This is a genomic window from Terriglobales bacterium (assembly GCA_035573675.1).
Classification (GTDB): domain Bacteria; phylum Acidobacteriota; class Terriglobia; order Terriglobales; family Acidobacteriaceae; genus DATMAB01.
This window is the reverse complement of sequence record DATMAB010000017.1, coordinates 95,692-109,278: the sequence shown is the minus strand read 5'-3', so window position 1 is coordinate 109,278 and position 13,587 is coordinate 95,692. Positions and strand designations below refer to the sequence as shown.

Here is a 13,587-nt window from a genome sequence, read left to right as displayed (position 1 = left end):
CTCGATTTCCTTGCGCCAGGCGCTGCGGTCCAGACGCTGTTGCAAGATGATGTGCGCGTCGTGGCACTCCAGGCATGCCGTCCGCGCCTTTGCTTGCATGGGTCCAGGCGGCAGATCGGGCGACTGCCCCGCGCTGGCCGCGGCCAGCGCCAGAAGAAGGGCGGCGAGCCGGCTAGCCTTCGACACGGACTTTCACCTCGTCGGCAACGTTCCACAGATAGCCGCCCGGATTCCACGTGGGCGCGAGCGGCTGGGTGCGTCCTGCGCTGTCCGTCGCGCGCGACCGCAGCGCGTACTCCCCGCGCGATTTCGGCTGCCAGGCGAACTCCCACAGCCGCCACGCGTAGCGCGCCTGCTGGCGCCCGAGCTGCGCCGGCTGCCACGTCCTTCCACCGTCGATCGAGACCTCGACGCGCGTGACGTCGTGCTCCCCGGCCCAGGCGGCACCGTGGATGCGCACCGGCGCCAAAGGGAGGATTGCACCTTCGGCCGGCTGCGCGATGATGGACTTGACCGACAACGCCGTCACCGGATCAGTGTCGTTGTGATTCACCGCCTGGCCCGGCTGCACGGGACGCCGCGGAATGCGGTAGCCCGGGTTCATGAAGTTCCCTTCGAATTCGCGGTCGAGCACCTGGATCTCCGCCAGCCACTTCACCGACGCCGCCGCCACCCAGCCCGGGACCACCGCGCGCAGAGGTGCGCCGTGGTGTTTGGTCAGCGGCGTGCCATTCATGCGCGTGGCCAGCAGCGTGTCCGCATGCATTGCCTTCTCGATGGGGATGCTGCGAACGAACGCCGGCACCTTGCCGGGCGGCTCGTCCATGCCGCGAAATGCAACATGACGTGCGTTTCGCTTGAGACCCGCGTGGGTCAGCACATCGCGCAGACGCACGCCGCTCCATCGCGCATTGCCCACTGCGCCGCGCTCCCACTGGACTCCCGGGACCTGCGGCCGGAAGAACCCGCGGCCGTTGCCGGCACACTCCAAAGTGTTGACCACGGTGGCCGGTTCCAGCTTTGCGAGGTCGGCATAGGTGAGGACCAGCGGGCGCTCCACCTCGCCGGCCACACGCAGCCGCCACTCATCGGGATCCAGCCCGTAAGGCTCCGCCATGTGGTTGCGGACAAAGAAAAGCTCCACCGGCGTGATCCACGCTCCCAGGCGGTCCATCGGCATTTCCAGGTCGAGGAAGCGCAGGGAGCGCACCAGCATGTGCCGCTTGCCGGGGAGCGGGGCCGCTTGCAGCCCGCCTGCGCCCAGAGCCAATGCTCCTCCAGCGAGCAGGCTGGTGCGCAAAAACTCCCGGCGCGACACCGGGTCACAGGCGGGAAACGGTCGGCGCATGGCCGTTGCGCACGATAGAAAAGACCGCAAGGAAATGCAAGCCGGTGCGCGCCGCCCATTGCTATAAAGGAGCGACGTAAGATTTGGAAAAGGAGATGCACCATGCGAGATCAAGCCACCCAGGCCTTGCGCCAACACCTTTACGATCTGCTGCGCGGCGGGCACGCGCATCTGCCATTTGACGAAGCTATTGCCCGTTTCCCCGCCCGCCTGCGGGGCGTGAAGGCGAAGGGCGCGCCACACACGGCCTGGCAACTGCTCGAACACCTCCGCATCGCGCAGTGGGACATCCTGGAGTTCAGCCGCAACCGCAAGCACGTCTCGCCCAAGTTTCCCGAAGGATACTGGCCCGCCACGGCCGCGCCGCCCAGTGGCGCCGCTTGGAACCGCTCCGTGGCCGCGTTCCGCAGAGACCTCAAAGCCATGCAAGCGCTGGTGCGCAACCCCAGGACCGATCTGTTCGCCCGCATCCCCTGGGGCGATGGCCAGACCCTCCTGAGGGAGGCGCTGTTGGTGGCGGACCACAACGCCTATCATCTGGGACAGTTGGTACTGCTGCGGCGCTTGTTGGGAACGTGGACCGAAGGCTGAACGGCTGGAAGCCGTCTCACAAATGTCGTGAGTCGAGCTGTCCAGGGCTAAAGCCCATCTAGATGCAGCCTCCAACGCGGGGCTGAAGCCCCGCTCTCCCACCGAAAATCGGTCCAGTGCACATTTATGAGACGGCTTGGCTTGACATCCTCAAGAGCGGTCTTGGCACAAAATGGCGGAAAAACCAAGGTCCCTCGGGCCCGCTCGGTCCGCGTCGCTCCCTCGCGGGCCCTCGGGATGACAATTCATTTGGGGGGCCGCTCCGGCGCGGCTGAAGCCGCGCCCTTTCAAGACAGGATGTCCAACAGAGCCGGACAGATTCTAGACAAGGTCTGCCCGGTAGCCAGAACCGGCAAACCCGTGTATAGTAAATACAACGTCGAATTCGAAACGGTTGTGAAGCAGCACTGCTCAGCAGTTCCTGCCTCTGCAGTATCCTCCGGTTCAGCTCAGCGTAAATCCAATGAAGGAAGTGGTGTAAGAACACAATGGAACAAGGAACAGTGAAGTGGTTCAACGACGCGAAAGGCTATGGCTTCATCAGCCGGCAGAGTGGCGAGGACGTCTTCGTGCACTTTTCGGCCATCCAGGCGAACGGTTTCCGCAGCCTGCAGGAAGGCCAGGCCGTGCAGTTCAACGTCGTGAAGGGACCGAAGGGCTGGCAGGCAGAGAACGTGCAACCTCTCTAATTTCTCAGCCGTAACCGCGAAGGCGGCCTTTGGGTCGCCTTCTGCATTTCCGCACTATTTTTCCGCGCTCTACTTGCTTTGGCCTGAATCCGGGCCCAGCAACAGCGAGAAGTCGCCGAAGTCGTATTCGCGCCTTCCCTCCGTCGTCTTCGCCTGCGCCTGCCCGGACCGGACGTTGCTCACCGCCTCCGCCAGCTGTGTGAGCTGTCCTGGCTTCGCTACCGGGACGTTGTGTGCGGTGAGCACGGCGTCAAGCGCAGGCACAAGCTCCGCCAGCCGCTCCACCGATTTCGCATAGGCTTCGAAATCGGTCTCTTCCGTGAACAGGTAGATGGGCCCCAGGTAGAACGTGTCGCCGGTGAACAGCAGGCGGTTCTTGCGGTCGAGCAGGCAGAGCGAGTCCGGCGTGTGGCCGGGTGTTGCCACCACCTCGACCACACGGTCGCCCAAGTCGATTCTCTCCCCGTCGCGTATGAAGCGAGTGATGTGGAAGGCCCGCGTCGGCACCGGACCCTTGACTCCCTGGGGCAGGTTGCCGCACAGGCGCTCGGGCGCAAGCAGGTCGCGAGCAAACGGATCCAACCCTCCTTCCGCGCTGCGGCGCGTATAGTCGGTGTCCATCCCCAGGATGTTCCGGAACTCGGCGTTCCCGCCGGTATGGTCGAAGTGAGTGTGCGAGTTGAGGACCGTGACCGGCAGCCGGGTCAGCTTGCGCGCGACCTCGGAGATGCGGCCCACGCCCAGCCCGGTGTCGAACAGCAGCGCGCGCTTCGAGCCCACGATGAGATACGAGATGACCTCTTCGAACTGCCTGGGTTCATAGATGGCAAAGACGCCCGGGCGAACGCGATAGACCTCGAACCAGTCATCGGCCGACTTCACGCGTTCCAGCGTCGCGTACTGCGCGCGCGGCAGCTGCCGGCACCATTCCGGGCGCAGGGGTTCGGTCTGGGCGGCCGCCTGCATCGTCAACACGGCGAACAAAGCGAGCAGGCGGAGACAAGCTAAAAGCCTCATGGAGCCGCTATTATGGCCGAACGGCAACCAAAATCGAAAAAAGACGAGGGCGGCTCGCGCCACCCTCTCCCAGCTTTCTTCGACGAGCTTACCTGGGCGCGCCGGCCGAGGTCATCCCCGCCGCCGATTTCTCCTGCGCGATCCAGCGGTGGATTTCCGACTCCAGTACATCCATGGGCAGCGCGCTCGAGCCCAGCACCGCGTCGTGGAACTTGCGGATGTCGAACTTCGGGCCCAGCTCTTTCTTGGCCTCTTCGCGCAGCTTCAGGATGGTCAGTTGCCCGATCTTGTAGCTGAGCGCCTGGCCCGGCCACACGATGTAGCGGTCGGTCTCGCTCTGCACGTTCACTTCGTCGATGGCGGAGTGGTCGTGGAAGAACTGCACCACCTGGTCGCGCGTCCACTTCTTGTAGTGGAAGCCGGTGTCCACCACCAGGCGGATGGCGCGGAGCATCTCGTCCTCCAGGCGGCCGAAGTCGTTGTAGGGGTCCTGGTAGAAGCCCACCTCCTTGCCCAAACGTTCCGAGTACAGCGCCCAGCCCTCGACGAACGCACCGTAGAAGGCCTGCTGGCGGAAGGGCGGCAGCGCCGGCAGCTCCTGCCCGATGGCGACTTGCAGATGGTGGCCCGGCAGACCCTCGTGGTAGGCCGTAGACTCCATGCTGATGGTCTGGCGCTTCTCCGGTTCAAAGGTGTTCACCTGCACCAGGCCGGGACGTGAGCCGTCGGGCGTGCCCTGCTGGTACTGGGCGCCTGGCGCTTCCTTCTCGCGGAACTCCTCCACCGGCATGATCTTCATCCCGCCCTTGGGCAGCCGCCCGAAGAGTTCCGGCAGCTTGGCCTGCATCTGGTCGGTGTACTTCTGGTAGAGGTCGAGGATCTGCTGGCGCGACTTGGCGTACAGGTTGCGGTCGTTCTTCACGTGCTCGCGGAAGCTCTTCAGGTCCGGATAGCCGAGCTTCTTGGCGATAGCGAGCTGTTCACCCTCGATGCGGGCCACTTCGCGCAGGCCGATCTGGTGGATCTCTTCCGGCGTCAGATCGGTCGTCGTGCTGCGTTTCGCACGCCGGGCGTAGCGCTCGGCTCCGTCCGGCAGCGACCACATGCCCGGCTCGGTGCGGCCGCGCGGCGCGTACTCCTCCTTCACGAACTTGGCGAATCGCGCGTAGGCCGGAAGCACCGTGCTACCGATCACCTCCAGGAACTCGGCGCGCAGGCGGGCCTGGTCGGCTTCGGAAAAGTTCTTGGGGAACTTTGAGAGCGGCTGCGCGAAGGGACTTTCCTCCGGCTTCTGGCCGGCCAGGTTCTCCGCCTGCGTCACCACTTTTTCCAACAGGAACTTCGGCGGCATCAGGTTGTCCCGCATGCCGGCCCGCATGTGCTCCATGGTCTGGTCCATGGCCTTGGGAAATTGCCGCATGCGCGCGATGAAGTCCTCGTAGTCCTTCACCGTGTCAAAAGGGAACAAGTGCACCAGTTGCGGCGCCTCCAGGTGGATGCCGGAGATCTGCGTGATGGGCATCTCCCATTCCTTCCACTGGGCGTCCTCCAGCCGGTTGCGGAGGTCGCGCACCATGAGCTGCTTGTTCAGCGCTTCCTGCGGTGGGAAGCCGGTGGTATCGATGGCCTCGAAGCGGGCGAGGAACTTTTTCGTCTCAGCCAGGTCGTCTTCGATGGCCTTCAGCGAGAGGTCGCTGACCTTGTCGTTGTAGCGCTTGTCGCCCAGGATGGAAGCGAATTCCGGGTTGGTGCGCAGCGTGTATTCCCACTGCTCCTGGATCAGGTCGTTGAGCGCCTTGCGCCGCGCTTCCAGGTCGGTCTTGGCATCAGGCGGCGCCGCCACCGCACTCAGCGGCAGCAGACAAACCGCCAGAATCAGCACACAGAAAGAACGCATGGAAATTGACTCCTTGGAATGGGGGTAGAGAGAGTGTGGGACGTTACGTTCCAGGGCACGAGCACGAGTACGCAGCTTTCCTTTGGCTGGTTCCTTGGGGATCGGAGAATTGGACGCTCCACGCTCGGGTCCGTTAGCGGGCGGCGGTCTTCACGCCGTCGCTTGCGACCCTGACCACGGACCACCGACGGCTGGCCACTGCCTCTGCCACCGCCTCTAACTGCTCCTGGTGCCGGGAGGGGGAATCGAACCCCCAAGGGCCGAAGCCCGGCGGATTTTGAGTCCGCTGCGTCTGCCAGTTCCGCCATCCCGGCGCAGTTCCTTTACAGGTTAGCACGGGGGCGGGGAGCGATTGCCTGAAGGCGCCGGATCCTTGCGCCAGGCTCAGCGTTTGACCATGCGGATCTCGGTCCCGTTGGCGGCGAATTCGACTTTGTCCATGAGCTGGTTGATGAGGTAGATGCCGCGGCCGTGGCTGCGGTAGACGTTCTGGCCGACGACGGGGCTGGGGATGGAGGCCGGGTCGAAGCCTTCGCCCGGGTCGCGCACCACGAGGAGCATGCCGCGGGCTTCGTCGCAGGCGACGCAGCACTGGATCTGCTTTGCGGGATCGCCGCCGGCGCCGTGCACGATGGCGTTGGCCAGTGCTTCACGCAGGGCAGTCTCCACCTCGAATTCCTTGCCCTTGGCGCATTCCATCTCCCGCGCCACGGCCATCACGCCCTCGGTGACGCCGTCGATGGCGCTCATCTCCGCCGAGAAGGTCACATTCAGGCGCACCAGCAACTTGCCGGCATCGAACTCGCACGTGGGCATCGGCTCGGTCATCCCGGATCAGATTCTAGCGAATCCTGCGGCGGCTGTTCGCTCCCCGCCGCCTGCGATGCTAGAATTTTTTTCTTCAACGTCGCACGACAATCCCCGAGGTGAGCGATGTCTCTTTTGCGTGCTTTTGCGATTGCACTGCTGTGCTGGCTGGCTGTCTCGGCCCTGGCCCAGCACCAGCACCCGGTGGAGAATCCCAAACGCACCGACCAGCCCGCGCTGCTGTTCGACGCGGTGGGCGACTGGCATCACCGAGTGAGCACGCAGTCGGCGACGGCGCAGCGGTACTTCGACCAGGGACTGAACCTGGTCTATGCCTTCAACCATGCCGAAGCCATTCGCAGCTTCCGCGAGGCGCAGAAGCACGACCCCAAGCTGGCCATGGCTTTCTGGGGCGAGGCGCTGGCCCTGGGCCCGAACATCAACGACCCCGGGGACAGGGAGCGCAATCTGGCCGCCCATCAAGCCCTCGAGAAGGCGCGGGCGCTGACCGCCGGTGCCACGGAAGCGGAGCGCGCCTATATCGAAGCGCTGGCGGTGCGTTTTTCCGCGGACAAGGACGCCGACCAGGCCGAACTCAACAAGAAGTACGCGGAAGTCATGGCCAAGGTGGCGGCGCGCTATCCCGATGATGCCGACGCATTGGTCCTCTACGCCGCCGCGCTTATGGAGGCCATGCCCTGGAACTACTGGTCCAAGGATGGGCAGCCGCACCCCGGAACGGAGGACGCGATTCGCGTGCTCGAGAGTGTGCTTGCCAGGCACCTCGACCATGCTGGCGCCAACCACTACCACATCCACATCCTGGAGGCGAAAGATCCGGACCGCGCCGTACCCAGTGCTGAGCGGCTCGCGCTGCTGGCGCCGGAGGCCGGCCACCTGGTGCACATGCCCGGCCACATATGGATCCGCGTGGGTCGCTACCAGGACGCCGCCACGGCCAACGAATGGGGCACGCTGGCCGATGAAGCCTATTTCGCGCGCAGCGGAGAAAAGGGCCTGTATTTCGTCGGCTACTACCCGCACAACATCCACTTCTTGAACTACGCGACGCTATTCGAGGGACGCAGCCGGCGGGCACTCTCCTCGGCGCGCAAGGGGGCCACTACGCTGCCGGAGGACATGAGCACGGCGCCTTCGTTCGCGCAGAGTATCGCCGTCACGCCGCTTTTCACCATGGTGCGCTTCGGCCTGTGGGACGACATCCTGAAGGAACCGCTTCCCGGCAAGACGCCGTTCCTTGAGGCCATCTGGCACTACGCGCGCGGCATGGCTCATGCCGGTAAGAAGCAGTTGCCGGAAGCGGAAAAGGAGCTGGCGCAGCTCAACGCCCTTTCCGCCAAGGCGGAGCTGAAGAACTTCGCCGTCGGCAACAACAAGGCGGTTCAAGTCGCCGACATCGCCAGCCACTCGCTGGCCGGTGAGATTGCCGCGCGCCAGGGCAAGTGGGATGCCGCTATCGACCACCTGAAAAAGGCGGTGGCCGGCGAAGACGCCCTCACCTACAACGAACCCGCCGACTGGCCTTATCCGGCGCGTCACTGGCTGGGCGCAGCGTTGCTTGAAGCTGGCCGTGCCGCTGAGGCGGAAGCGGTCTACCGCCAAGACTTGCGCATCCACCGCGAGAACGGCTGGTCGCTCTTCGGCCTGATGCAGAGCTTGAAGGCGCAAGGCAAGGCTGCGGAGGCCGCCGAGGCTGAAAAGCGCTTCCAGCAGGCGTGGAAGCGGGCGGATGTCGTGCTGACGGCGTCGCGCTTCTAGTCGGTGCGCTCTGCACTCTTGCTCGCTGGACGTTCCTGCGGCTCGAAGGCGCGCATGCGGTCCGCCATATCCACGGCGAAAGGGCGGCTGGCTTCACCGAAATAGACTGAGACGTGCGGATACGGGATCTCGATGCCCAGCGCGTCGAAGCGGTTCTTGATGCGCCGGCGCAGCTCGCGGCCCACGTTGAACTGCTCCTGCGGCAGCGTCTTGATGCGCATCTTGATGATCACGGCGGAATCGGCGAAGCGATCCACGCCGGCGATCTCCAGCGGCTCGAGGATCTTCTCCCGCCACTCTGCGTCGGTTTCCAACTGGTTGCCAATCTCCCGCAACACCTCCATCACGCGGTCCACGTTCTCCTTGTAGGCCACGCCCAGGTCGAGCACGGCGAAGGAATAGTCCTTGGTAAGGTTGGAGACCTCGGTGATGGCGCCGTTGGGAAAGATGTGCACGGTGCCGTCGAAGCTGCGGATCACGGTGGTGCGCAGGCGGATGGCTTCCACCAGCCCGCCCTTGCCGTTGATGTTCACAATGTCGCCGACGCGGATCTGGTTTTCCAGGATGATGAAGAACCCGGAAATGACATCGCGCACCAGGTGCTGCGCTCCGAAGCCCACAGCCAGACCCACGATGCCCGCGCCGGTGAGGATGGGCATGATGTCTACGCGCAGTTCACGCAGCATCATGAGGCCAGCAATGCCGAACAACAGCGCCGTAACCAGTTTGCCCAAGGTACGGCTCAGGGTTTGCGCCCGCTTCTCCCGCTCCACGATCGCGATTCGTGTTCCCTCCGCCGGAACCATGAGGCTGGACAAGTGTTCGATCGAAAGGCGCAACACGCGGTTCAACGCGTAGGCGCCGACCGCGATCATCAGGATGCGCAGCCCAGGACCGGTCGCCCAGCCCTCCACCTCTTCCCAGCCCAGGCGTTTCAGGCCGTGCAGGCCGAATCCCCGCAGCAGGAGCATGGCCGTAGCCACCATGGCGACGGCCGCGATGGTCCTTCGCAGTACCTTGTTGAGCTGTTTCTCCCACTGCCCGATCGCTTCCCGGTTGGCCAGGTCTTCCCTGCCCATGGCCTGGGCCCAGCGCCGCACGCCGCGCACGGCCAGCCACAGCAGCAGCCAAAGCAGCAGCAACAGGCCGCCGAGCGAGATGAGCGCTGGAAGCAGCTCGCGATAGGAGAGCGGGAGCATCTCTTAGGTTTTACCACGATTCCGGGCTGCGGCCGGAGGCGCGCGGCATTGCGCACCCTGCTTCGCTGTGATACTTTCCGCCCGCCGTGGCGGGAGGCGCGATGACGCTGCTGGTCGTGTTCGGCATGTCGGTGGTGGTGCTGCTGGTGATGGTGGCGGCCGTGTACAACCGGCTGGTCAAGCTCAGCGTGCGCACCGATTCCGCCTGGGCCGATATCGACGTGCAGCTCAAGCGCCGCCACGACCTGATTCCCAACCTGGTTTCGGTGGTGAAGGGATATGCGACGCACGAGTCGGCCACCTTCGAAAACGTCACCCGCATGCGCGCGCAAGCCATGGAGGCCACGGGGCCGGCACAGCGCGCGGTGGCCGAGGGCCAGCTCACCGCCGCCTTGCGCGGACTGTTCGCGGTCGCCGAAGGCTACCCGCAACTGCGCGCCTCAGAGAACTTCCTGTCGCTGCAGAACACGCTCAGTGAAGTGGAGGACGCCCTGCAGAACGCGCGCCGCTACTACAACGCCGTGGTCCGCGACCTGAATACCGCGGTGCAGAGCTTCCCCACCAACCTGGTGGCCGCCGTGTTCAGCTTCCCGACACGGGCCTTTTTCGAAGTCGCGACCACCGCCGAACGCCAGCCCGCGGAGGTCAGATTCCAGGGCTGACCGCGGATTCGCGTGGATGAACGCGGACCGTACCGGGACCTCTAGTGCCCGGCCCTGGCGAGCTCCCGGTTCGGACTCAGCTCCATTGCCTCCCGACGATACCTCACCGCCGCAGATCGATCCCCGGCCGCGCTTGCGATGCTCGCGGCATGCTGGAAGATGCGCAAGTCGCGGATGCCCACCTTGAGCGCTTCCTCGATCTGGCGGCGTGCCTCCCGATGCCGGCCATTGCGATGGAGCGCCCAGGCGCAGGCATCGAGCGTGTGGACGTCCTGCCGCCGCGAAGATTCGAGCCTGGCTACCCGCAACGCCTCGGCCGGCTTCCGCGCATGGTCGGCGTAATAGAAGATGAGCTCGCGGTTGGCGTTGTCCCATTTCTCGCTTTCCTGCAGGGCCTTGGTCTCGAACTCGGCGAACATGCGGCGGGCTTCGGCGAGACGCCCCGCGCGCTCGAGCGCTTCGGCCAGGTCGTAGAGATTTTCCGCGTGCGGCGCGGCTTCATACCGGCGGCGCAGCAACTCGGCTGCCTCGGCATGCTTTCCCTGGGCTGCGCGCACGCGCGCCAGCCCTGCCAGCGCGTAGTGGTAATCGGGGAAGAAGCTCAGGGCCTCGTTGAGGCGGGCTTCGGCGGCGCCCGCGTCTCCGCGCATGAGTTCGAGATGTGCCATCTGCGTGTGGAGCCACGCCAGGTCTTCCGTCTCATTCGGCGGCGTGCTCTGTAGCGCCATCTCCATCAGCTCAAGCGCGCCCTCGATGTCGCCGGTCAGCTCGCGCAGGTAGGCGGCGCGGGTCAGGCCGGGGACGTTCCCCGGACGCAGGTTCAGCATCCATTGCGCAGCGTCAATGGCTTCCTGGTACCTGCCCAGCTCGGCGCTGGCGTCCGCCAGGAAGCCGTAGACCTGCACGTCGTCCGGCGCGCGCCGGTTCAGCGCCTTCGCCTTCTCCAGCGCCTGCGCGAACTCATGCCGCCCGAGCAGCAGCCAGACCTGAAGCTTCAGCGCCTCGAAGTTGTCCGGCTGCAGCTCCAGCGACTTGCCCAGCGCCGCCTCAGCTTTGACGTAGAACGTCGTGTCGGAAGTTTCGCGCGCGCGCCGCGCCAGCCCCAGGGCCAGGTCGTTGTAGGCCTCGTAGTTCGTGGGTTTCGCGGCCAGGGCGCGTTCCGCAGCCGCAATGCGCAGTTCCGCAGGCGTGCGCGCCTCGAGGGCGGGGGCTGGCTGCGCCGCTGCGGCAGTGGAAGCCAGCAGGCCGAGTATCACCAGAGCGAAGAGCCGTGTCATCTCTATCCTCACCAAAAAGAGTTCGCGGCTGCACCGGATGTCCTTCCGGCACAGCCACGAAGCTGGGCTAGTTCACCGTGCAGGCGCCACCGTTGCAGCCATCTTCGCCGGGGTCGACGTGGCGGCTGTTGCGGCCGTCCCACGCGTATCCCAGGTACGGGAAGCTGGGCTGGTAGCTGGTGTCGTTGGCATTCACGCCGTCCCCGATGCGGTTGTACGGGAACGTGTTGAGGCCGAACACCAGGATGCCGGCAACTGCGCGCGCGGAGATATCCGTGACGTCATCTTCCAGACGGCGTCCGTTGGGATACCCGGCCGCGTCGCCCGCCAGCAGGCCCATGCGCTTGATCTGGTTCTGCGGGGTGGGAGGCACGCCGGTGTTCAGGCGCAAAATGTCGGCCACCGGGCCGGCCGGCAGGTTGGGATTGGCGAACCCGCCTACTGCCGCCACCAGCGCTCCGTGATTCGAGTATTGCACCAGGGGCAGCAGGTCCGCGCGCGGAGGCGCCGGGATGGGCACATCCACCCCGAAGGCCGCCGGATACACGGCGTTGATCACTCGCGCCAGCAGCGGATCGAGGGCGAAGGCCGCGAACTGCGCGTCGTTCTTCGGCTGATCCATGCTGAAGCGGTCCTTGGAGCCGGTGCCGATGATCAGCTCGTTGAACAGCGCGTTGCCCATGCGCTGCACCTGGCGCAGCGAAGTGGAAGTAACCGTGCTCCTGACGCGGCCTTTAAGGGGCTTCTGCAGGACGGTGACCTGCGGGCGGGACGTCGTGCCCCAGGAGCCGATGGTGGCCCGCGGATCGCTGGCCGGGTGCTTCTGGCCGTCGCTGGTCAGCATGGTGATGGGCACTTCGATGGCGATGGCGTTCACGTTGAAGCCGGAAACGTCATCGGCGGCGAAGTTGTTCCGGTCGTCGGCTTCCTGCGCGTCGGTCAGCACGCCCGGCAGGATGAAGCCGGAGGCGCGGAAGTTTGCCGAGTCGAAGAACGCGCCCAGATCGATCCAGAAGGGATCATCGGCCGTGCCCGCCCATACTTTGATGCCGTTGCCCAGGGTGTAGATACCCTCCTGGTACAGATCGGCCCAGTTGGGCATGGTGCGCGGGCCGACGTTCGATGGCACCGCGATCAGCTTCTGCCCGCCGTTCAACACGGTGCGCAGGTTGTTCCGCACCATGGTGACGGTGTAGGTCTGGCGCAGGCCCAGGCCGGTGGAGCAGTTACCGGGTTCGCAGCCGTCGAGCGCCGTCACCGCCGGGGGAATCAGCGGCGAGCCGGGAGCTACCGGCGGCGGCGAGCTGGGCCCGGCGGGAATGCCGTCGCCCGCGCCTACATGCGCCGTGAACACGCCGGGGAGCCGGTACTCGGTCTGGAAGCGGAACTCGAAGACGATGTCCTCGATGCCGTCATGGTTGTTGTCTACGCGGATGGCGTAGGTGATGTTGGGATCGAATGGGAAGTAGTTGGGGCCGTTGGAGGGCTCCAGCAGCGGGTCCACGTCCAGGATAAACGTCACCTTGTCCGGATTGTCGTAGCTCACGAACGCGTAGAAATCCGTGATGTCTGCCAGGCGGTCGATCGCGGTGATCGGCGCCTCGCGGTGGTTGGCTGCCAGGAGTCCCTGCGGAACCATCAGGAGCACCGCCAGAAGCAAGGCGGTGAAAGAGCGAACTGCCGGTTTCGTCATGGGAATCCTCACAAGAAGATGGAAGGCGCCGGAGCCACCGGAACCTCCGGCGCGCTCTCCGCCTTCATTCCCTGTACGCTTTGCGGCGGCATTCGGATTTGGTTCCTACCAGGGCACGGCTTCGCCGTGCCGAATGGATTCGGAAAAATCGAGGGGATTTAGCCGCGGAGATAGAGCCGCGCGTACCCGCCGCGTCTCTATGCTCCCCCACGGGCTTCGTGGTATAAGCGTTGGCTCGCGGTCTTTCCTCGCTGCTTTGCAGCGATGCCGCGCAGGAGGCTCGATTGGCAGAATCGCGCACCGGCAAGCGCTTCCCCATCAAGCTGCCCATCACCATCCGCGACGTGAAGTCGTCGCGGCGGCACCGCGCGCTCACCAAGGACCTGAGCGCCGCCGGCGTTTCCATCCAGGGCGGCGCGCCGTTGCGCGTGGGCTCGCGCATCGAGTTCGAAATCAAGCTGCCCGGCAAGGTCATCGGAGTGGCTCGCGATGTGGAGTTGCTGTGCCGCGGGCGCGTGGTGCGCTCTGAGGCCGGTTCCCGCCGCAGCAAAGGAAAGAAGAAAGGAAAAGCAAAGTCCGGACTGGCCTGCGTCATCGATCAATACAGGTTCATCCGGCGGAAGTAACC

At 65.1% G+C, this 13,587-nt stretch carries 12 protein-coding genes and 1 tRNA gene; 5 read left to right on the top strand and 8 right to left on the bottom strand.

All coding sequences use genetic code 11. The annotated features are described in order from the left end of the window. Nucleotides 1–172: 172 nt before the first annotated feature. Nucleotides 173–1,348, bottom strand: a complete 1,176-nt coding sequence (locus VNK82_07820) for a sulfite oxidase (protein HXE90852.1) — start codon at nt 1,346–1,348, stop codon at nt 173–175. Nucleotides 1,349–1,450: 102 nt separating this feature from the next. Between VNK82_07820 and VNK82_07815 the strand changes: the two genes are divergently transcribed. Together VNK82_07815 and VNK82_07810 are read left to right on the top strand one after the other, a co-directional pair. Continuing rightward, nucleotides 1,451–1,939 (top strand): DinB family protein, encoded by a 489-nt coding sequence (locus VNK82_07815; GenBank protein HXE90851.1) that lies wholly within the window; start codon nt 1,451–1,453, stop codon nt 1,937–1,939. A 488-nt stretch (nt 1,940–2,427) separates the two neighbouring features. Next, on the top strand, nt 2,428–2,628 hold the full coding sequence (locus VNK82_07810; protein ID HXE90850.1) for a cold-shock protein: 201 nt from the start codon (nt 2,428–2,430) through the stop codon (nt 2,626–2,628). Between the two features lie 69 nt (nt 2,629–2,697). On the opposite strand, the gene VNK82_07805 is transcribed toward VNK82_07810, so the two are convergent. The 4 genes from VNK82_07805 to VNK82_07790 all read right to left on the bottom strand — a co-directional run bounded on the left by VNK82_07805 (nt 2,698) and on the right by VNK82_07790 (nt 6,370). Continuing rightward, the gene (locus tag VNK82_07805; GenBank protein ID HXE90849.1) at nt 2,698–3,645 is read right to left on the bottom strand and encodes an MBL fold metallo-hydrolase; all 948 of its coding nucleotides are present in this window, start codon (nt 3,643–3,645) and stop codon (nt 2,698–2,700) included. A gap of 88 nt (nt 3,646–3,733) precedes the next feature. Then, complete coding sequence (locus tag VNK82_07800; GenBank protein ID HXE90848.1) at nt 3,734–5,542, bottom strand: DUF885 domain-containing protein; 1,809 nt, start codon at nt 5,540–5,542, stop codon at nt 3,734–3,736. A 227-nt stretch (nt 5,543–5,769) separates the two neighbouring features. Beyond that, nucleotides 5,770–5,856: transfer RNA gene (locus tag VNK82_07795), tRNA-Leu, on the bottom strand. Between the two features lie 70 nt (nt 5,857–5,926). Next, nucleotides 5,927–6,370, bottom strand: a complete 444-nt coding sequence (locus tag VNK82_07790; GenBank protein HXE90847.1) for an ATP-binding protein — start codon at nt 6,368–6,370, stop codon at nt 5,927–5,929. A 105-nt stretch (nt 6,371–6,475) separates the two neighbouring features. Between VNK82_07790 and VNK82_07785 the strand changes: the two genes are divergently transcribed. Further along, nucleotides 6,476–8,128, top strand: coding sequence for a hypothetical protein (locus VNK82_07785; GenBank protein HXE90846.1), 1,653 nt, complete (start codon nt 6,476–6,478; stop codon nt 8,126–8,128). Here VNK82_07785 and VNK82_07780 read toward each other — a convergent pair. Further along, complete coding sequence (locus VNK82_07780) at nt 8,125–9,327, bottom strand: mechanosensitive ion channel family protein (protein HXE90845.1); 1,203 nt, start codon at nt 9,325–9,327, stop codon at nt 8,125–8,127. The genes VNK82_07785 and VNK82_07780 overlap by 4 nt on opposite strands. A 101-nt stretch (nt 9,328–9,428) precedes the next feature. On the opposite strand from VNK82_07780, the gene VNK82_07775 reads away from it, so the two are divergent. Beyond that, nucleotides 9,429–9,989 (top strand): LemA family protein, encoded by a 561-nt coding sequence (locus VNK82_07775; GenBank protein ID HXE90844.1) that lies wholly within the window; start codon nt 9,429–9,431, stop codon nt 9,987–9,989. A gap of 41 nt (nt 9,990–10,030) precedes the next feature. Here the strand turns inward: VNK82_07775 and VNK82_07770 are convergent, their stop codons facing one another. Together VNK82_07770 and VNK82_07765 are read right to left on the bottom strand one after the other, a co-directional pair. Continuing rightward, nucleotides 10,031–11,266 carry a tetratricopeptide repeat protein gene (locus VNK82_07770; protein HXE90843.1) on the bottom strand — a complete coding sequence of 412 codons (1,236 nt, stop codon included), beginning with the start codon at nt 11,264–11,266 and terminating at the stop codon, nt 10,031–10,033. Between the two features lie 67 nt (nt 11,267–11,333). Next, the gene (locus tag VNK82_07765; GenBank protein ID HXE90842.1) at nt 11,334–12,959 is read right to left on the bottom strand and encodes a DUF4331 domain-containing protein; all 1,626 of its coding nucleotides are present in this window, start codon (nt 12,957–12,959) and stop codon (nt 11,334–11,336) included. Between the two features lie 284 nt (nt 12,960–13,243). On the opposite strand from VNK82_07765, the gene VNK82_07760 reads away from it, so the two are divergent. Beyond that, the gene (locus VNK82_07760) at nt 13,244–13,585 is read left to right on the top strand and encodes a PilZ domain-containing protein (GenBank protein HXE90841.1); all 342 of its coding nucleotides are present in this window, start codon (nt 13,244–13,246) and stop codon (nt 13,583–13,585) included. Nucleotides 13,586–13,587: the final 2 nt, after the last annotated feature.